Annotated in this window: 17 protein-coding genes; 5 read left to right on the top strand and 12 right to left on the bottom strand. The window is 68.2% G+C overall.

The features are described 5' to 3' along the window. Window positions 1-79: 79 nt before the first annotated feature. Window positions 80-532, top strand: coding sequence for an Hsp20/alpha crystallin family protein (locus ON37_RS04335; protein WP_040716927.1), 453 nt, complete (start codon window positions 80-82; stop codon window positions 530-532). 220 nt (window positions 533-752) lie between these two features. Here ON37_RS04335 and truA read toward each other — a convergent pair whose 3' ends face one another. The 9 genes from truA to ON37_RS04290 all read right to left on the bottom strand — a co-directional run bounded on the left by truA (window position 753) and on the right by ON37_RS04290 (window position 7,217). Beyond that, entirely contained in the window at window positions 753-1,655 is a 903-nt protein-coding gene (truA, locus tag ON37_RS04330; protein WP_051031192.1) for a tRNA pseudouridine(38-40) synthase TruA, read from the bottom strand. Window positions 1,656-1,760: 105 nt separating this feature from the next. Next, a complete protein-coding gene (gene rplQ / locus ON37_RS04325; RefSeq protein WP_040716921.1) occupies window positions 1,761-2,294 on the bottom strand; it encodes a 50S ribosomal protein L17 in 534 nt (177 codons plus the stop codon). Window positions 2,295-2,341: 47 nt separating this feature from the next. Continuing rightward, window positions 2,342-3,400: a DNA-directed RNA polymerase subunit alpha gene (locus ON37_RS04320; protein ID WP_025347283.1), complete on the bottom strand. Its 1,059-nt coding sequence runs from the start codon at window positions 3,398-3,400 to the stop codon at window positions 2,342-2,344. A gap of 99 nt (window positions 3,401-3,499) precedes the next feature. Continuing rightward, the gene (gene rpsD / locus ON37_RS04315; RefSeq protein WP_040716918.1) at window positions 3,500-4,105 is read right to left on the bottom strand and encodes a 30S ribosomal protein S4; all 606 of its coding nucleotides are present in this window, start codon (window positions 4,103-4,105) and stop codon (window positions 3,500-3,502) included. A 20-nt stretch (window positions 4,106-4,125) separates the two neighbouring features. After that, window positions 4,126-4,539: a 30S ribosomal protein S11 gene (gene rpsK, locus ON37_RS04310; RefSeq protein ID WP_025347281.1), complete on the bottom strand. Its 414-nt coding sequence runs from the start codon at window positions 4,537-4,539 to the stop codon at window positions 4,126-4,128. A 9-nt stretch (window positions 4,540-4,548) separates the two neighbouring features. Then, window positions 4,549-4,920: a 30S ribosomal protein S13 gene (rpsM, locus tag ON37_RS04305; RefSeq protein ID WP_040716917.1), complete on the bottom strand. Its 372-nt coding sequence runs from the start codon at window positions 4,918-4,920 to the stop codon at window positions 4,549-4,551. A gap of 247 nt (window positions 4,921-5,167) precedes the next feature. Continuing rightward, window positions 5,168-5,281, bottom strand: a complete 114-nt coding sequence (gene rpmJ, locus ON37_RS04300; protein ID WP_025347279.1) for a 50S ribosomal protein L36 — start codon at window positions 5,279-5,281, stop codon at window positions 5,168-5,170. A gap of 168 nt (window positions 5,282-5,449) precedes the next feature. Further along, window positions 5,450-5,671, bottom strand: a complete 222-nt coding sequence (gene infA / locus ON37_RS04295) for a translation initiation factor IF-1 (RefSeq protein WP_003886926.1) — start codon at window positions 5,669-5,671, stop codon at window positions 5,450-5,452. A gap of 259 nt (window positions 5,672-5,930) precedes the next feature. Beyond that, window positions 5,931-7,217 carry an MFS transporter gene (locus ON37_RS04290; protein WP_040716914.1) on the bottom strand — a complete coding sequence of 429 codons (1,287 nt, stop codon included), beginning with the start codon at window positions 7,215-7,217 and terminating at the stop codon, window positions 5,931-5,933. A 252-nt stretch (window positions 7,218-7,469) separates the two neighbouring features. Here ON37_RS04290 and ON37_RS33980 point away from each other — a divergent pair, with 252 nt between their 5' ends. Beyond that, window positions 7,470-10,367 (top strand): MinD/ParA family ATP-binding protein, encoded by a 2,898-nt coding sequence (locus ON37_RS33980; protein WP_245553033.1) that lies wholly within the window; start codon window positions 7,470-7,472, stop codon window positions 10,365-10,367. Here the strand turns inward: ON37_RS33980 and ON37_RS04280 are convergent. Then, window positions 10,361-11,356, bottom strand: coding sequence for a GlxA family transcriptional regulator (locus ON37_RS04280; RefSeq protein WP_040716913.1), 996 nt, complete (start codon window positions 11,354-11,356; stop codon window positions 10,361-10,363). The genes ON37_RS33980 and ON37_RS04280 overlap by 7 nt on opposite strands. Window positions 11,357-11,456: 100 nt before the next feature. Here ON37_RS04280 and ON37_RS04275 point away from each other — a divergent pair, with 100 nt between their 5' ends. Beyond that, complete coding sequence (locus ON37_RS04275; protein ID WP_157171348.1) at window positions 11,457-11,981, top strand: hypothetical protein; 525 nt, start codon at window positions 11,457-11,459, stop codon at window positions 11,979-11,981. Between the two features lie 22 nt (window positions 11,982-12,003). Here ON37_RS04275 and ON37_RS04270 read toward each other — a convergent pair whose 3' ends face one another. Next, the gene (locus ON37_RS04270) at window positions 12,004-12,495 is read right to left on the bottom strand and encodes a DUF4254 domain-containing protein (RefSeq protein ID WP_083892717.1); all 492 of its coding nucleotides are present in this window, start codon (window positions 12,493-12,495) and stop codon (window positions 12,004-12,006) included. A 181-nt stretch (window positions 12,496-12,676) separates the two neighbouring features. Here ON37_RS04270 and ON37_RS04265 point away from each other — a divergent pair, with 181 nt between their 5' ends. Together ON37_RS04265 and ON37_RS33975 are read left to right on the top strand one after the other, a co-directional pair. Further along, window positions 12,677-13,516, top strand: a complete 840-nt coding sequence (locus ON37_RS04265) for a GntR family transcriptional regulator (RefSeq protein WP_051031190.1) — start codon at window positions 12,677-12,679, stop codon at window positions 13,514-13,516. Further along, window positions 13,513-14,082 carry a GNAT family N-acetyltransferase gene (locus ON37_RS33975; protein ID WP_040716910.1) on the top strand — a complete coding sequence of 190 codons (570 nt, stop codon included), beginning with the start codon at window positions 13,513-13,515 and terminating at the stop codon, window positions 14,080-14,082. Before ON37_RS04265 ends, ON37_RS33975 begins: the two co-directional genes overlap by 4 nt. Here the strand turns inward: ON37_RS33975 and ON37_RS04255 are convergent. Further along, window positions 14,064-18,128 carry a type VII secretion protein EccC gene (locus tag ON37_RS04255; protein WP_040716908.1) on the bottom strand — a complete coding sequence of 1,355 codons (4,065 nt, stop codon included), beginning with the start codon at window positions 18,126-18,128 and terminating at the stop codon, window positions 14,064-14,066. The genes ON37_RS33975 and ON37_RS04255 overlap by 19 nt on opposite strands. Between the last annotated feature and the right edge of the window lie 4 nt (window positions 18,129-18,132).

Raw genomic sequence — 18,132 nt, 5'->3', positions numbered from 1 at the left:
CGGTCTAAATTTGGAGTCGAACAGCTTACGGCGCTCGCCGCCGGGGCGAGCGTCACCACTGGATATGGAGGTGATTCCTGTGCTGAGGTTCGACCCGTTCCACGACATCGACACCGTCGCCCGGCAGCTTCTCGGGGATACCGCCGGAACCGCACGCGCTCCGCGTTTCATGCCGATGGATCTGTTCAAGGCCGGCGACCACTACGTGCTCAATGCCGATCTCCCCGGCGTAGACCCCGGATCCGTCGAGGTGAGCGTGGACAACGGCATCCTGACGCTGAAGGCGCAGCGCAGCCTGCCCGGTGACGAACATGTGCAATGGATCGCGTCGGAACGCTTCGCGGGAACATACATGCGGCAGCTGTCCCTCGGTGAGGGCATCGACACCGACCACATCAGCGCCACCTACAACGACGGCGTGCTGTCGGTGACCCTGCCGATCGCCGAGAAGGCCAAGCCGCGCCGGATCGAAATCAACGGAATGAGCCAGGGCCCGAAGACGATCGAGGCCGGCCACGCCGAGAGCAGCTGACCGGGCGGCCCGCGGTCGTCCGAGCCGTCGACGTGCCCGCGCCGCCGGAAACAGGTGAGAGCGCCACCCTCACAACACCATTCACCGGTCGAAGGTAGCCGGCCGCGCGGGCGGAACCGGAGAATCATCGCGTCGGCAAGGGAGGTGAGAACGCGCAATCCTCGAACAGCGACCGCGTGCGGCTCCGCGATCTCGCGGGGCCGCACGTCTGTGCCCGAGATCAGCCGCCGCAGCACCCGTCGGCCGCGGGGATGGTGCGCATTTCCCGAGTTTCGGCGTTGCGAGCGGCGAGGTCGGCATCGGCCGGATAGTCGACGCCGATCAGGCTGAGGCCGTGCGCCGGTGCCACCGTGACCGCACTGGACCGTTCCCGTTGGCCGAGCAGGCTTTCCACCCACTCGGGGGTCCGCCGCCCCTCCCCCACCGCCAGTACCGCACCGACGAGGCTACGCACCATGGACCAGCAGAACGCGTCGGCGCTGACATACGCGGTGAGCATGGCGGCTTCGGGTTCGGAACCGGGCCGGTCCACGCCGGGACCGCCGATCGGCGTCGCGACCCACTCGAAGCGCTGCAATTCGCGGACCGTCGTGGCCCCTTCGCGTCGACGGCAGAACGCGGCGAAGTCGTGGAGTCCCAACAGCTTCCGCGATGCCTCCCGCATGGCGTCGAGATCGACGCCGGGTCGGCAGGCGACCACGCTGCGGGCCAGCAGCGGCGGCGCCCCGTAGGGCGCGGTGGTGAGCCGATACGCGTAGTGGCGGCGGATCGCGGAGAACCGGGCATCGAATTCCGGTGGCGCCGGGCGTATTCCGGTGACCCGGACATCCTTCGGCAGGAACCGCGCGAGCCGGTGCAGCAGCTTGTCGCAGTCGGGCAGCGCGGTGGTGTCGAAATGGGCGACCTGCCCCTCGGCATGGACGCCGGCATCGGTCCGGCCGGCCACGGTCAGCTGAATCGGTTCGCGCAGCACCTTGCTCAGCGACTCCTCGAGCACGCCCTGCACGGTGCGCAGACCCGGCTGACGGGCCCAGCCGGTGAAGTCCGTGCCGTCGTAGGCGATATCGAGCCGTACTCGAACCGCAACCGAGGTTGCCACCGGATCCTGCATGGTCACAGCCATTTCCTGGTTAACATGAGCGAAGCCCGCCGACCCGGAGGGGACGGCGGGCTCACTCGTGAATTCCCGACGCAGATCGAGAGGTCCCCGCGCGCGGCGGGGACCAACTCATTCCGCCTTGTCTTCGGCCGGAGCCTCGGCGGACTCCGCAGCCTCGTCGGCCTTCGCCTCCGCAGCGTCGTCGGCCTTCGCCTCGGTGGCCTCGGTGGCCTTGGCCTCCGCGGCCTCGGTCTTGGCCTGCTGGGCGGCGACCCGGCGAGCGCGATCGGCCTCGTTGGTCACGGTCTTCTCCCGGACCAGCTCGATGATCGCCATCGGCGCGTTGTCACCCTTGCGGGGCACGGTCTTGATGATCCGGGTGTAGCCACCCTCGCGACCCTCGAACGACGGTCCGATGTTCGCGAAGAGTTCGTGCACCACGTCCTTGTTGCGGATCACCTTGAGCACCTCACGGCGGTCGGCCAGCGTACCGGCCTTGGCCTTGGTGACCAGCTTCTCGGCGTAGGGGCGCAGCGCCTTGGCCTTGGCCTCGGTGGTCGTGATCCGACCGTGCTCGAAGAGCGCCGTGGCCAGATTGGCGAAGATCGCCTTCTGGTGCGACGCCGACCCGCCGAAGCGAGCACCCTTCTTGGGCTTGGGCATTGGTGTTCTCCTTGTGGGAAGGCCGAACGGGGCTGTGCCCCGAAGGCCTAGAGCTGTTCGGTCTCGGCGTAGTCCTGCTCGCCGTTGTCGGTGTCGCCGAAGGAGCCGCTGTCACTCCAGGTTCCGGTGGCGGCGTCGTAGCCGACGACGCTCGACGGATCGAAGGAGGCCGGGCTGTCCTTCAACGACAGGCCGAGCGAATGCAGCTTGACCTTGACCTCGTCGATGGACTTCTGGCCGAAGTTGCGGATGTCCAGCAGATCCGACTCGGTCCGCGCAACCAGCTCGCCGACGGTGTGCACACCCTCGCGCTTGAGGCAGTTGTACGAGCGCACGGTGAGGTCCAGGTCCTCGATCGGCAGCGCGAACGAGGCGATGTGGTCCGCCTCGGCCGGGCTGGGCCCGATCTCGATACCCTCGGCCTCCACGTTCAGCTCGCGGGCCAGGCCGAACAGCTCGACCAGGGTCTTACCGGCCGACGCCAGCGCATCCCGCGGGGAGATCGAGTTCTTGGTCTCGACGTCCAGGATGAGCCGGTCGAAGTCGGTGCGCTGCTCGACACGGGTGGCCTCGACCTTGTAGGTCACCTTCAGCACCGGCGAGTAGATCGAATCCACCGGGATCCGGCCGATTTCCGCACCCGACGCCTTGTTCTGCACGGCGGGAACGTAGCCGCGACCGCGCTCGACGACGAGCTCGATCTCCAGCTTGCCCTTGTCGTTCAGGGTGGCGATGTGCATGTCCGGGTTGTGCACGGTCACACCGGCCGGGGGCACGATGTCACCGGCGGTGACGGTGCCCGGGCCCTGCTTGCGCACGTACATGGTGACCGGCTCGTCCTCTTCGGACGACACGACCAGGCCCTTGAGGTTCAGGATGATGTCGGTGACGTCTTCCTTCACACCCGGGACGGTGGTGAACTCGTGCAGCACGCCGTCGATGCGGATGCTGGTCACCGCGGCCCCCGGAATCGAGGACAGCAGGGTACGGCGCAGCGAATTGCCGAGGGTGTAACCGAAGCCCGGCTCGAGGGGTTCGATGGTGAACTTCGAGCGGTTCTCGGCCAAAACCTCTTCGGCCAGTGTGGGTCGCTGTGAAATCAGCATGAGGATCTCCTCCTTCAGGGGCGCCCGCTATTTGACGCCCACGAACTGGGGTGTGGGTGAGCACGATCGGCGCGCTCACCCACCAGCAGCACGAACGGCTTACTTCGAGTAGTACTCGACGATGAGCTGTTCGTTCAGCGGCACATCGATCTGCGCACGTTCCGGGAGCTGGTGGACCAGGATCCGCAGTCGGTTCGGAACGACCTGCAGCCAGCCCGGCACCGGGCGATCGCCCTGGGTTTCGCGGGCGATCTGGAACGGCAGCGTGCCCAGGCTCTTCTCCTTGACATCGATGATGTCGTACTGGGAGACCTGGAAGCTGGGGACGTTCACCTTGCGGTTGTTCACCAGGAAGTGGCCGTGCGAGACCAGCTGGCGAGCCTGGCGACGGGTCCGGGCCAGACCGGCGCGGTACACGACGTTGTCCAGACGCGACTCGAGCAGCTGCAGCATGTTGTCGCCGGTCTTACCCTTGCGACGGTTCGCCTCTTCGTAGTAGCGGCGGAACTGCTTCTCCATGACGCCGTAGGTGAAGCGGGCCTTCTGCTTCTCCTGCAGCTGGAGCAGGTACTCGCTCTCCTTGATCCGCGCGCGGCCGTGCTGGCCGGGCGGGTAGGGGCGACGCTCGAACGCCTGGTCGCCTCCGACGAGGTCGACACGCAAACGACGCGACTTGCGGGTGATGGGGCCTGTATAACGAGCCATTTTTCGCTAATCCTTTCCCGCTAGACGCGACGCCGCTTGGGCGGACGGCAGCCGTTGTGCGGCTGCGGGGTGACGTCGGAGATCGTGCCCACCTCGAGGCCGGCGGCCTGCAGCGAGCGGATCGCGGTCTCACGGCCCGAACCCGGGCCCTTGACGAACACGTCGACCTTCTTGACGCCGTTCTCCTGCGCCTTGCGAGCGGCGTTCTCGGCGGCGAGCTGCGCGGCGAACGGGGTCGACTTACGCGAACCCTTGAAGCCGACGTGACCCGACGACGCCCACGAGATCACGTTGCCCTCGGGGTCGGTGATCGAGACGATCGTGTTGTTGAAGGTGGACTTGATGTGCGCGTGGCCGTGCGGAACGTTCTTCTTGTCCCGGCGACGCGCCTTCTGGGACTTCTTGGGGCCCGAGGCCCGACTCTTAGGAGGCATTCGCTATCCCTACTTCTTCTTGCCGGCGACGGTCTTCTTCGGACCCTTGCGCGTGCGCGCATTGGTCTTGGTCCGCTGTCCGCGCACCGGCAGGTGGCGGCGATGGCGGATGCCCTGGTAGCAGCCGATCTCGATCTTGCGGCGGATGTCGGCCTGCACCTCGCGGCGCAGGTCACCTTCGACCTTGAACTCCGACGCCTCGATGTAATCGCGCAACCGGGTGACGTCGTCGTCGCTGAGATCCTTCGACCGCAGGTCGGGGCTGACGCCGGTGGCGTCCAGGATTTCCTTGGCGCGGGTGCGACCGATGCCGTAGATGTAGGTCAGCGCGATCTCCATGCGCTTCTCGCGCGGGAGGTCGACGCCCATCAGACGTGCCATGTGGCAGCTTCCTTACTGTTGCGGAGGTCTGCTCCCTGTCCGTCCCCGCGCTGCGAGCAGCGAATTCTGCTACAGCTGGGGCCCCGGCCTCCGTTCCGGGGGTAGGTCGTCCGTCCGCTCTCCGCTCGTTTCCGAGGCGGCGAGCTCGCCGACGGCGACTGGCGCTGGGAGGTCTTCTTTTTCTGTGCCAATCCGAACTGCGTTCGGTGCTTGGCTGGTGAACCCCCGCGTCGGGGCGCAGTCCAGGTCAGCCCTGACGCTGCTTGTGACGCAGGTTGTCGCAGATCACCATGACCCGGCCGTTACGGCGGATCACCTTGCACTTCTCGCAGATCTTCTTGACGCTCGGCTGAACCTTCACGTCCGTCCAATCTGGTTGTGGTTCACAGGGGTGTGAACACAGGTGTTCCCCAGTCGTATGACTGGGGAAGTCTTTTGTCGCAGATCCCGAGGCCGGAGCCCCGGAATGCCACGAGAGCCCCGGAGCCGAGACTCCCGAACTCCCTCCGGGGATCGCTCCCCGGAAAACTCACTTGTAGCGGTAGACGATGCGACCGCGGGACAGGTCGTACGGAGACAGCTCCACGACCACGCGGTCCTCGGGCAGGATGCGGATGTAGTGCTGACGCATCTTGCCGCTGATGTGCGCGAGAACCTTGTGACCGTTCTCCAGCTCGATGCGGAACATCGCATTCGGCAGCGGCTCGATAACTCGACCCTCGACCTCGATGGCCCCGTCTTTCTTCGCCATATCCTCCGCGATCCCGCTTACGCTGAAACCCGGTGTGGTCTCAACTCTTCGGCTAGCTTGTCACTGCAGTTACCGGTGCACTCCAGTCGACCCGGTGCCATACTCTTCGTAAGCCCCATGCGGACACGTAGTCGCATGAGCGCAGACGTCGGGCAGGTGCACCGCCGACCAAGCTTACCCGCGCGCCCACGATCCGGCCAAATGCGGTTCCCCGCGCCCCCCTCGGCCGCGGTCCCGCGCACCGCCCGCACCGCTTCGGCTAGTGGTCGGCGAGCGGACCGCGCCCGGTCAGCGGGCCCCACGCCCCGATCAATCCGAGCATGAGCACCAGCGCGACCGTGATCACCGTGAACACCGCACCGGATCCGTGGCTGTCCAGCAGCGGGAGCAGCACGAACGGCTGGACGGCCGTGCTCAGTTTCGACAGAGAATAAGCCGTACCCGAGGCGGTGCCGCGCACGGTCGTGGGAAACGACTCCGGCAGGTACGTGTGCAGAGCGTTGGAGAAGACGTTGCTGGCCAGGGTGAACAGTCCGCCCGACAGCAGAATCAGCGGCACGCTCGTCGCGAATCCGAAGACCAGGCCGAACACCGCCATCAGCGCGGCCGACGCCAGCACCAGATATTTGCGCTCGGTGCGCTCGATCAGCGGAATCGACAGCAGCGAACCCAGCGGATAGCCCAGATAGGTGACGGTCAGATAGCCCAGCGAGTTCACCACCGTGAACCCCTTGTGCTGCAACACCAGCACCGCCAGCGTGCCGAAGCCGTAGTAACCGAACACCTGCAGGATCATCACCGCGGAGAACAGCAGGGTGCGGCCGCGATTGGCGCCGCGCAGAATGTCGGCGAACGCCGGCCTCGCCCGCCTGCTCGCAGCTGCCGGGCCGGTCGTGGACCGGTCCCGCTGGGCCTGCCAGCGCGGAGATTCGGGCATGTGGCGACGGGCGACGAACACCAGCGCGGCGCCCAGTCCGCCGAAGACGAACAGCCAGCGCCAGCCGTCGGTGCCGAACGGTTGCAGCGGAACCAGCCACCGGGCCAGGAAGCCGACGGTCGGGACCGCGCAGAATCCGATGGTGTAGGCGATGGCGATCATCCGGCCGCGGACCTGCGGCGGCACCGTCTCCGACAGATAGGTGTCGGACACGGTCATTTCCGCGCCGATCCCGAGTCCGGCGAGTACCCGCGTCGCCATCAGGAACCAGACGTTGGGGCTCAACGCGCCGAGCAGGGTGAAGCCGGCGTACACGCCGATATTGATCATGAACATCCGGCGCCGGCCGACCACGTCCGACAGCCGGCCGATGACCAGTGCGCCGAGGAACTGGCCGACGAAGGCGGAGGCCAGGATGCCGCTGAGCTGATAGGTCGACAGCTCCAGCTGCTGCTTCAGCACCCCCGTGATCGTGCCGGCCAGGAACAGCTCGTACAGATCGAAGAACAGGCCCATGCCGACCAGTGCGACCAGCTTGCGATGCACCGGCCGGATCGGCAGTTCGTCCAACCGCGCCGTACGGGCGTCGTCGTCCGCGGTGATTGCCATCTCGATACGCTCCCGACCTCGCAAATAAGGGGCAATCCCACCTGCCCGCGGCCCGCGTGGCATATCGGCGGACCGTCTTCCTGGGTCTGGGTAGGAGGCCCGTCACGGCCGATCGCCCTCGCGTAAACTACCGGCTGTCCAGGAAACCGGTCCAGCAGATCCCAGGGGGACACCCGTGAGCGTGCGCAGCGAGCGAGTGACGGACGCAGCGCCCTCGAACCCGATCGCCACGATCTCCGGCGAGGCCACGCCGTGAGTCGTAACAACAACGATCTGCCCATGCTCCCGCCGTGGCTGTCCGAGAGCGACGTCACGCAGACCGGGTACGAGGCACCGGTTCAGAACCTGCCACACGAGGAGCTCATCCCCGAGGAAAGTGGTTCGCGACGCCTGTTCGGCCGCAAATCGGATGCCGAGGCGGACAAGAAGAAGCGCAAGTCCTGGCGCAAGGACAAGGGCGAAGCGGTCGAACCACACGCCGAAGGAGCGCCGCCGGCATCGCCCTCCTGGGAGCCGCCGGCCGCCCCGATACCCACCGACCACCCGCCGGCACCGGACGCCTTTCGTAACAACGGGTTTCAGCCGCCCGCGCCATCGTTCGCGCAACCGCCGACCGCGCAGCCGGAGCCGCAGCCACACGCGGGACCGGCATCGGGCGAGCTACCCGCGACCTACCGTCCCGCCCAGCCGCCGGACGCGCCCGCACCCGACCCGCACCCCACCACGCCACCTCCGGTGCAGCCACCGATTCCCCCGGCGCCGCGAGCACTTTCGCACGGTGTGACGCCAACGGCGGATGCCGAGATGACGGTTCGGGTGCCGCGGCGGCCCGACCTGCCACCACCACCGCCGCAGCAGCAGGCGCCCACCCCGCCGCCACTGCCCGATTGGTCGCAGGCCGCATCCCGGGCGCCCGAAGCACCGACCGCCCAGCGAAGCGGTCCGCCACCGCGATTGGGTGTTCCCGAGGGGTACGAGTCCGACGCTTCCCGTCCGGCGCCGACGGCCGCCGCGCACACCGGGCCGGCGACCGGCGAGATGGCGGCCCCGGAACCGGCGGTCGCAGCGCCGCAGACCGGACAGCCACCACACGCATCCGCAACCGGGGCCACGAGTTCCGTCGGCGAACAGGTTCGACCCGCCGAGGCGGAATCCGGGCTCGGGCCGAGCCCGCAGAGCGCCGGAGCGGATGAAGAGGTTCCCGATTGGCTGGGACGTGGGCCGGTGCACCCGGGTCCCGCCACGGGAACTCATCCGACCGATTCCGGAACCGGCGGTCCCGCGCCCGGGCCCGCTTTCAGCACTCCGCCCGATCGCGCGGTTGTGCCCACTCTCGAAGGCCCCGTCGACGGAACCGGTGCTGCGCACAGCAGCCCGATCTCCGGCACCACCGCGCCTGCTCCGGCGCCGACCACCCACCCGGATGCCGCAGCAGCCCGAGACAATTCGATGCCGCCGCCGGTCGCCGCAGCGCCGGACACCGCCGGTACGAACGGTGCGCAGGCACAGCCTTCCGCTCGGTCATCGGCGGATGCCGCGGAGTTCGGTCCGAATACCGGAACGAGCGCCGACGCCGCCCACGCCGACCCGCAGTGGAGTGGGCAACACCGCATGGCGGCACCCGTGCCGCATCAGCAGCCGCCGTACCCGCCGACACCGCCGGACATCACGACCGCGCAGGGTCCGATGCGAGCTCCGGAATCCGTGCCGGGCCCGCAATCCGGCGCGATCCCGATATCGTCCGCCCCCTCGGCGACCGGACCGATGCCACAGGCACCGGAGGCCCAGGGCCCGATGCCGGTCGGCCCGTACGGAGTTTCGCAGCCGCGGATTCCGCGGCCACCGATGCCGATCGCCGACGAGCAGGCGCCGACACCCGCTCCGGTACCGCACTCGAATCCGGTTCCCTACCAGGCGGATCCGCGGTACGCGCCGCCGGACGCGCAGTGGCAGGCCGCGGCTCAGGCGCCACCGGCCGTGCCGTCGACGGGTCCGACGCCCGGGCCCCAGCAGCAGTGGAGTGCGCCGCAGCCGCAGCCGCAGCCGGATCAGTATTCCCAGCCGGAGCAGTACGCTCGGCCGAACCCGTATACCCAAGGGGCGCAATACGTTTCACCGCCACCGCAGCAGCCGGCGCCCGAGCAGTACCAGCCACCCCAGTACCAGCCGCCCCAGTACCAGCAGGCCGGTCCGCAGCAATACCCGCCGAACGGCACCGCCACCCCGTCCCTCGAGGACGTCCCGATGCGGCGGGCGAAGAAGGCGCCGGGCTCGGGCTGGCGCCGCGCGGTGCACCACATGTCGGGTGGCGCGATCAACCCGGGGATGTCCGCCGAGGAACGACGCCTGCAGGAGCTGGTCGCGCGCATTCGGCAGCCGGTGCGAGGTGATTACCGGATCGCGACGCTGTCGTTGAAGGGTGGCGTCGGCAAGACGACCACCACCATGGGCATCGGCTCGATCTTCGCGTCCATCCGCGGTGACCGGGTGATCGCGGTGGATGCCAACCCGGACTTCGGCACGCTGTCCCAGCGCGTCCCGCTGCAGACCCGCTCGACGGTGCGGGATCTGCTGCTGGATCAGACGATTCGCAGCTACGGTGACGTCCGCCGGCACACCTCGCAGGCGACCAGCCGGCTGGAAGTGCTGGCCAGTGAACGGGATCCGGCCGCCTCGGAGTCGTTCAGCGAGGACGAGTACCGGCAGGTGTTGCGGGTCCTGCAGCGGTTCTACAACATCATCCTCACCGACTGCGGTACCGGACTGATGCATTCGGCGATGGCGGGCGTGCTCGACCTGGCGCATTCGCTGGTGCTGATCTCGTCCTCGGCGATCGACGGCGCGCGCAGTGCCGCGGCGACCCTGGATTGGCTCTCCCTGCACGGGCACGACCATCTGGTCCGCAATGCCGTCGTGGTGATCAACCTGCCGCGGGAGGGATCGCCGAATGTGGCGATCCAGCATCTGCGCGAGTACTTCCTGGCTCGCTGCCGGGCCGTGCACGTGATCCCGTACGACCCGCATCTGGCCGAGGGCGCCGAAATCGACCTGGCCCGCCTGCACAAGAACACCAAGCGCGCGTTGGTGGAACTGGCCGCGACGGTGGCCGACGATTTCGCCACCGACCACCGCCGGTTCGGCGGTTACTGAGCGAGCGCGCGATCCTGCCAGGCCAGCGCGCTCGCGCGCACCTCGGCGATGCTGCGGCCGCGTCGCCGACGAAACAGGCTGCGCAGCGTGCCGGCGTTGAGGTAGCCGACCCGGGCGGCGATGGTCTCGACCGTGGCGTCGGTCGAGCGCAACAGCCGGGTGGCCCGCTCCAGCCTGATCTCGTTGACGAAATCCCTCGGTGACATCCCGATTTCCGATTGTGTGGCGCGCTGCAGGCTGCGGACGGTGACGCCCAGTTCGCGGGCGGCGTCGGTGATCCGGAACTGCTCGGCGATATGCTCGCGTACCCAGCGTTCGAAGGCGGCGACCAGCGAATTCCCCCGTGCGATCACGCGCGGCACGATGTATTCGCGTTGCTCGCCGCCGTGTCCGGCCAGCAGTAACCGGGCCGCCAGTTCGGCCTGGGCCGGACTGTGCGTGGCCACGGTCGCCAGCGCGAGATCCACGTGCGCCAGTGCGGCTGCGGCGGTTGCGATCCGGCCCGCGCGGCACAGGATTCGGCCCTCGTCCAGATCGACCCGCGGATAGCGCCGCCGGAACGCCGGACTCAACCACCAACTGGTTGTCGCGGGCACACCGTCCAGCACGCCGGCCTCGGCCAGGAAGAAGGTTCCGGAACACGCGGCGGCCAACGGCGTTCCGGCACTGTGGGCGGCGGCGATGCGGTCCAGCACCGGCCGGTTCGTCGGTGCGGCGATCAGATCGACCACCGCATCCGCGTCCATCGCGAGCACGGCGGGGACGATGATCGGCCCGATGTCGTCGGGCATCCGGTCGAGCGGCACGGTCGGGATGAGATGGCCGTGGCCGGAGCGCACGCTGGTGCCCAGCGCCACGGTGTGCACTCGCCACGGTTCGGACGCCGACTCCGATTCCCCGGTGAGCGAGTTGGCCGTGTTGAAGACCTCGAGGACCGCGGCCAGGCCGAGGTCTCCGACACCGTCCACGACGAATACCGCGACATCCATGTCGCAAACAGTACTGAATGCGTCGGATACGACACTGATATTGGGTGGATCAGCGCTCTAGGGTTTCCGGTATGACGGTGTGCGCTACCGGAGGTGTGTGATGCGAATAGTGAGCAATCGCTGCCACCTCTTCGAATACGAGGTCACCGATGCCGGTCCGTGCGCGGTCGGCCTCGATCCGGCAGCCGTCGGAGTGCGGAAGTTGTTCGTGGACTGCCTGCTTCTGCAGGTCGAGATCGAGTCGGGTGACGCGGCGGTGGTCGCGGCGGCGGTGGAGATCATCAAAACGATGGCGGCACACAGCGACGCCGGGTACATCGTGATCGACGGCGCGGCAGCGCGCCCCCGCCCCCACCGGCGCGCGCAGGCCGGACCGCACGACGATGTCCTCACCGAACTCGCCGATGCGCTGGATCTGCTGTCCGAGCTGGCCGAACGACTGGAGGAGCGGGGCGAGCTGGTGCATCCGATGCCCTTCGGCTGGAACACGATTCGCCACACCGAATTGGGTGGGCCGCGGCCGCGCCGGGTGACCCGGTTGCGTCCGGCCCCGCCGCTGCCGGGGCGTCAGCGCACCGGTCGCGCACCGCGGATCGCCGGATCGTGCCGGATGCCGGCGCGCTGAATCGGCGAGCCGCCGGGCCTGCTCACCAGGTCGGCAGGCGGCGCCGGCCGGCGAGCACGTCGCGAACGAGATCGTCGTAGCCGTCGGCCAATTCGGCCAGGTGGTGCCACGCGCCGTGCAAGACGTCGTCGTTCGCGTCGAGGGTCATCAAGGCGTGGTGGGCACGGACCGATGCTTGGGCGAGCCGGTCGATGACCGCGCCGATGGTTTCGGTGTGCAAGGTGGCGCCGGTGCGGCGCTGCGGGACCGTGCGGACGATCCAGTCGTCGATCGCCATCACCAATTCCATTCGGCGCCTGTCGATTTCGACGATCACCGCGGAGTCCGGGTCGGGCACGGAGCCGCCACGACCGAACTTGCGCTCATACAGGACTGCCAGGTCGCGGGCGAACCACAGCATCGGGCCACCGATCACGCGATGCCCCCGGCACGCGCGCAACAGCAGATCGGAACTCGGGAGGAGTTCGGTCGCCGCGAACTCGACGGCCGTTGGTGTTCGAGGTGTGTCGGGCATTGCCACGACCACCATCGGGGACGTCTCCAAACCAGCCACGTTGCCTCGCCGTCGTCGCCGTACAACCAATGGTCAGGACGTTCATTACAATAAACCTCTGAATGTGTGTGTCAAGGGTCACACTCGCCCCTTGGGCAGCAGAGTAAACTTTCTTTCCTTGAAGGTACAACCGAGGAGCGAGATGGCCGCCGGTCCGAGGTACCAACGCATCGCGGACCTCCTTCGGGAGGAGATCCGCAACGGCACATACAAGCCCGGAGACCGCCTGCCCAGCCACAGTGAGCTGGCCGAGCGAATGCAGGTCTCGATCACCACCACCCGCAACGCGATCCAGGTGCTGGTCGCCGAAAACCTGCTGTACACAGCAACGTCCCGCGGCACCATCGTGCGGAGCCAGGAGGTGCTGGAATCGGTGGTCACCAGCCACATTCGGCGTGACCGGCCGAAGTCGGCGCACGACATCTTCTCCGAGATCGCCCGCGCCGCCGGCCGGGAACCGGCCAAACAGTTCAGCGCCCGGATGGAACCGGCCGGCACGGATGTCGCGCACTGGCTCGGCGTACCCAAGGACTCGTGGGTGGTCGCGCGAACCGTCGTGCAGTATCTGGACAACGAGCCGTGGTCGTGGGAGGTCAGCTACTATCCGCGCGATCTGGCCGAGCTCACCGGAATCGATTCGCCGCACGATATTCCGGAGGGCACCACCCGTCGGCTGGCCGCCCGCGGATATCCCGAAACCGCTCACCGCGACACGGTGGTGGCGCGTCCGGCCACCGCCGAGGAGGCCGCGGTCCTGGGCGTCGGCACCGGCACCATGCTGCTCGATCATCTGCGCATCGGCGCCGGCAATACGCGGATCATGCGGGTGACCAGACAGCGTTCCCTGGCCGCGCGCAACCGGCTCGCCTACGAACTGGGCGGCGACGAGGGCACCGCCGTGATCCGCAAGGCCCTGGGTGCACCGCATCCCCCGGGCAATTCCCATTCCTTCGGTAACTCGTTGGTGCCCGGTTCACCATGACCCTCCGCATGCGCCGGGCCCGTTCGGCCGACCTCGGCACCATTTGCCGACTACGGCTCCAACGCACGGCCTGGCTTGCGGCACGAGGCTCGGATCAATGGACACGGCAGGGCCGTGGGCTGCCGATCGAACGGTTTGCCAGGGCGGTCGGCCGCGCGGTCGCGGGCGGCGAAACCTGGATCGCCGAGCTCGACGGCGAACCCGTGGGCACCGTGACCGTCAACCATCGCGCCGACCCGGGGCTGTGGTCGCCGGAGGAGATCGCGGAGTCGGTGATCGTGCATTACATGATCGTCGATCTACGCTGCGCCGGGCGCGGCGTCGGCCGCGCGTTGCTGGCGCATGCCGCGGCACTGGCTCGGGCCCAGGGCCGCGCTTGGGTGCGCCTGGACGCGTGGACGGCCAACACCGATCTGCACGAGTACTACCGCGCCAACGGATTCCGGCTGGTGCGGTTCGCCGGGCCGCAGGCGTCCGGACCTTCGGGTGCGCTGTTCGAACGACGCAGCGACGCGTGGTTGCCGGCGCTGGCCGGTCCGGGCGCAGGTCATACCGGCGGCAGATAGCCGATCTGCACCATCTCCTGCCCGCGCGTGCGCGAGACCAGGATGCCGCGCCCCGGAGGCAGTTTCGTCGGGCGCACGTCGCCGATGATCCGGCCCTCGTCGCGCGGTCCGCTACCGATCAGGGTGTCGACGGAGAGGTTCTTCATACCGCCCAGGATCGGATCGAACAGGGCCCGCGACACACCGCCGGTGCGTCGGGTCACGATGAGGTGCATGCCGATGTCGCGCGCCTGCGGCAGGTATTCGACCAGCGGCAGCAGCGGATTGATGCCGCCGCCGGCGGCGACGACCATGTCGTAGTCGTCGATCAGGATGTAGATCTCCGGCCCCGTCCACCAGCTGCGGTCGCGCAGCTGCTGTGGGGTGATGTCCGAGCCCGGGATGCGCCGCGACAGATAGGTGGCGATCTCGCTGACCATCGGGCCGCACGTCTGCGAGGAGGACGAGTAGCCGGCGAGGTGATCGTCGTCGACCACCCCGAGCATGGTGCGCCGGTAGTCGATGAGAATGACCCGCGCCTGATCGGGCGTGGCCTGCTCGCAAACACCCATGGCGATATTGCGCAGGAAGGTGGTCTTGCCGCATTCGACGTCGAAGAAGGCCATGAAATGCGGTTCGGACCCGAAATCCAGGACCAGTGGCTCCAATTCGGATTCGCCGATACCCACGGCGATGCGCGTGGGGCTCAGTGCCATGCCGCGCTCGGCGGCCGCCGCCAGTACCTTCTCCCGCTCGATCTCGGCGGGCAGCATCCGCACCCCGGGCGCGCGGCGACCGGGGTACAGCGCCTGCAGTTGCTCGCGTGCCGCCGCCACACCGTCGGCCAGGCTCTGCGGATCGGAGTCGGAATCCAGCCGCGGCAGGGCGATCAACATGTGCAACTGATCGGCGGTCAGACCACGCCCCGGACGGTTCACGGGTACCGACACCGCGGTGCGACGCCCCATTTCGGAGTCGGAGGGATCACCCAGTCGCAGCTCGATCCGGGTGCCGATCTGGTCCTTGATCACCGGCCGGATCTCGGCCCAGCGGGAGGCGCCGAGCATCACGTGGACGCCATAGGAAAGCCCCTGTGCCGCAAGGGCGTTGACGTCGGCCTCGAGGGCCTCGAATTCCTCGCGGATCACGGCCCAGCCGTCGATGACGAGGAAGACGTCGCCGAAGCGGTCGACGGCCAGCGGATGGTCGTCGGGCAGCCGACCGGCGGCGTCGAGCGCGGAGAACTTGCGCCGCCGGAACTCCGCCATCGACTCGATACCGAGCTCGGTGAAGCGCTCCTCACGCTCGCGCACCAGTGTGGTCAGCTCGGCGATGGTGCGGCGCACCCGATCCGCATCCAGCCGGGTCGCCACCGAACCCACGTGCGGCAGGCCGGCGAGGCCGGTCATACTGCCGCCGCCGAAGTCCAGACAGTAGAACTGCACCTGTTCGGGGGTGTGGGTGGCGGCAGCGGCCATGATGACGGTGCGCAGGGTCGTCGACTTTCCCGACTGTGGGCCGCCCACCACAGCGATATTGCCCTGTGCGCCGGACAGATTGATCGTGAGCACATCGCGGCGCTGCTCGTAGGGCTTGTCGATGATGCCGATCGGCATCCACAACTGCCCGTGCCGGTTGACCGGCGAGCGCCAGTCCGGGTCGGGCAGCAGCATATCCACCGTCGGTGATTCGTCCAGCGGCGGCAGCCACACCTCGTGCGCGGGCCGGCCGTGGCCCGTCAGGCGTCGGACGACGACCTCGAGCAGGGTTTCCGGGATGCCGCCCTCCGCACCGTCCGGCTGGGCCGCCGGCGGCGGAGGCGGCAGTTCGGGCCGAGCGAGGCCCGGTTTTCCGGCCGGCGCGGTGGCGATCTCCGGCAGCTCCACCGGTGCGGCGGTGAACACCCGTGGCGGCTGATCGACGTATTCGTCGGCCTCGACGACGCTGCCGCTGCCGCCACGCGGGGCCACATACGGACCGGAGACGTAGGTTGCGTTGAACCGCAACGGATCCGAGGCGTCGCTCTTGAGATATCCCGAACCCGGCACCGCCGGCAGGTGGTAGGCGTCGGTGATGCCGAGTACGGCGCGCGACTCGTTGGCCGAGAAGGTGCGCAGACCGATGCGGTAGGACAGATGCGAGTCCAGTCCGCGCAGCTTGTTCTCCTCCAAGCGCTGCGAGGCGAGCAGCAGATGGACGTGCAGCGAGCGGCCCAGCCGGCCGATCATGACGAAGAGGTCGGCAAAATCCGGTTTCTGCGAGAGCAATTCGGAGAACTCGTCGACCACCACGAAGAGTGCGGGCAGCGGATCCAACGGCACTCCGGCGTTGCGCGCCTTCTCGTAATCGGTGACGTTGGCGTAGTTGCCCGCCGACCGCAGCAGCTCCTGGCGCCGGTTCATCTCACCGGCCAGCGCGTCCTTCATCCGGTCGACCAGCGACAGCTCTTCCTCGAGGTTGGTGATCACCGCCGCCACATGCGGCAGCGGGTCCAGGCCGAGGAAGGTGGCGCCGCCCTTGAAGTCGACGAGGACGAGGTTCAGCGCGTCCGGGGAGTGCGTGGTGACCAGTGACAACACCAGCGTGCGCAAGAATTCCGACTTACCGGAACCCGTTGCGCCGATACACAATCCATGCGGACCCATGCCGTTCTCGGCGGACTCCTTGATATCCAGTTCCACCGGTGTGCCGTCGGGGGTGATGCCGATCGGCACCCGGAGCCGTTCCCGGGGCGTACGCGGCCGCCACACCTTCGCCGGATCGATCTGAGCGGCATCGGGGATCTTGAGCAGCGCCATCAGACCGGGGTCGGCGCTGGTGTCGTCGCCCAGGCTGACGATCTGCGCCGCCGTGGCGATCCGATAGCGAGCCAGCCGGCGGGCGAACGACTCCGCCTCGGCGAAGCCCACCGAATCCGTGTCGGCGAACTTCTCCACCCCCGCGGCGCTGCGCGCCGACACCTCGCCGCCGGCGACCACCAGTTGCAAGCCACGCCGGGCGGCCAGACCCGCCTGCGGCGGGGTGAGATCCAGGACGGTGACCGAGTCCAGACCGGATTCGCTGATCAAGCGTTCGGTGCCGTTGACGTAGCCGTCGTCGATCACGACCACCAGGTGCACCCGGCCCGGCGTCGGCTGCGGGTTGCGCATGAACCGACCGCGCTCGAGCAGTTCGGCCGACAGCGCGGTTTCCAGTTCGCCCAGGGACCGGTACATCATGCGAGCCGACCCCATCCCGTCGCGTTGCGACGGATGTTGCAGATGCGGTAGCCATTTCGCCCACGACCAGGCGGGCGCGTCCGGGTCGGCGCAGACGATGGCGACAATGAGGTGGTCGGGGCCGTGGAATGCGGTGAGCTCCATCAACATCGCCCGCACCAGCATGCGCGCATCCTCGGTGGGCCCGTCGATGTTGATGGCGGGAAAGGCGCGCAGGGATACCGCGGTGGGCAGGTGGTGCACCACCGAGTGGCTGCGGACGAACCGGCGCAACGCCACCGTGGACACCGGTTCCAGATCCTCGACCGGGCCCGTCTCGGGACGGGCGAGTTTCGTTGCCAGCCGGTGACTTCCGACCCCGACGCGGACATGCCCGAAATCCGGATCGGCCGGGCGGCGCTCCCACATCCGCCGGGTGCCGATGACCGAATACAGGTCGGCCGGTTCCGGATGGCTCCACGCCAGCGTCTCGAGCTGTTCGGACCCGGTCCGGCGGACCTGCTTGCGGATCTGGTCGAGATAGCGCAGGTAGTCCTTGCGCTCCTCGTTGAGTTCGCCGGCGGATTTCGGTCCCATCCCCCGCATGCCGACCATCATCCCGACCATCGACATCAGCATCATCATGGGGAACATCAGCATGTAGGGGTTGCTGAGCAGGCTGCGACCCATCATCGCCATCATGGCGACCATGCCGACGACGGCGACCACCATGACCACGGGCATCAGCTTCATCAGCAGCGGCGCCGGCACCGGCCGCTGTACCTCCGGCGGCGAGCTCAGCGCCACCTCACCCCCCGGCGGACGCGGCGGGGCGATGCGGGGGCGTCGGACGAATCCTTCGGTTGCCATAGTC

The sequence above is a fragment of the Nocardia veterana NBRC 100344 genome (assembly GCF_000308855.1).
Taxonomy (GTDB): Bacteria; Actinomycetota; Actinomycetes; order Mycobacteriales; family Mycobacteriaceae; genus Nocardia; species Nocardia veterana.
Note: the sequence above shows the minus strand (reverse complement) of the source record. Positions and strands in the feature narration are given on the sequence as shown.

Bases quoted from the DNA above. Each gene is read 5' to 3' on its own strand.
- rpsD (WP_040716918.1), bottom strand. From the start codon at position 4,105: ATGGCTCGTTATACAGGCCCCATCACCCGCAAGTCGCGTCGTTTGCGT.
- ON37_RS04290 (WP_040716914.1), bottom strand. From the start codon at position 7,217: ATGGCAATCACCGCGGACGACGACGCCCGTACGGCGCGGTTGGACGAA.
- ON37_RS04255 (WP_040716908.1), bottom strand. From the start codon at position 18,128: ATGGCAACCGAAGGATTCGTCCGACGCCCCCGCATCGCCCCGCCGCGT.
- ON37_RS04265 (WP_051031190.1), top strand. From the start codon at position 12,677: ATGGCCGCCGGTCCGAGGTACCAACGCATCGCGGACCTCCTTCGGGAG.
- ON37_RS04275 (WP_157171348.1), top strand. From the start codon at position 11,457: ATGCGAATAGTGAGCAATCGCTGCCACCTCTTCGAATACGAGGTCACC.
- rplQ (WP_040716921.1), bottom strand. From the start codon at position 2,294: ATGCCCAAGCCCAAGAAGGGTGCTCGCTTCGGCGGGTCGGCGTCGCAC.
- rpsM (WP_040716917.1), bottom strand. From the start codon at position 4,920: ATGGCACGTCTGATGGGCGTCGACCTCCCGCGCGAGAAGCGCATGGAG.
- ON37_RS33975 (WP_040716910.1), top strand. From the start codon at position 13,513: ATGACCCTCCGCATGCGCCGGGCCCGTTCGGCCGACCTCGGCACCATT.
- rpsK (WP_025347281.1), bottom strand. From the start codon at position 4,539: ATGCCTCCTAAGAGTCGGGCCTCGGGCCCCAAGAAGTCCCAGAAGGCG.
- ON37_RS04270 (WP_083892717.1), bottom strand. From the start codon at position 12,495: ATGCCCGACACACCTCGAACACCAACGGCCGTCGAGTTCGCGGCGACC.
- infA (WP_003886926.1), bottom strand. From the start codon at position 5,671: ATGGCGAAGAAAGACGGGGCCATCGAGGTCGAGGGTCGAGTTATCGAG.
- ON37_RS04280 (WP_040716913.1), bottom strand. From the start codon at position 11,356: ATGGATGTCGCGGTATTCGTCGTGGACGGTGTCGGAGACCTCGGCCTG.
- truA (WP_051031192.1), bottom strand. From the start codon at position 1,655: ATGGCTGTGACCATGCAGGATCCGGTGGCAACCTCGGTTGCGGTTCGA.
- ON37_RS04320 (WP_025347283.1), bottom strand. From the start codon at position 3,400: ATGCTGATTTCACAGCGACCCACACTGGCCGAAGAGGTTTTGGCCGAG.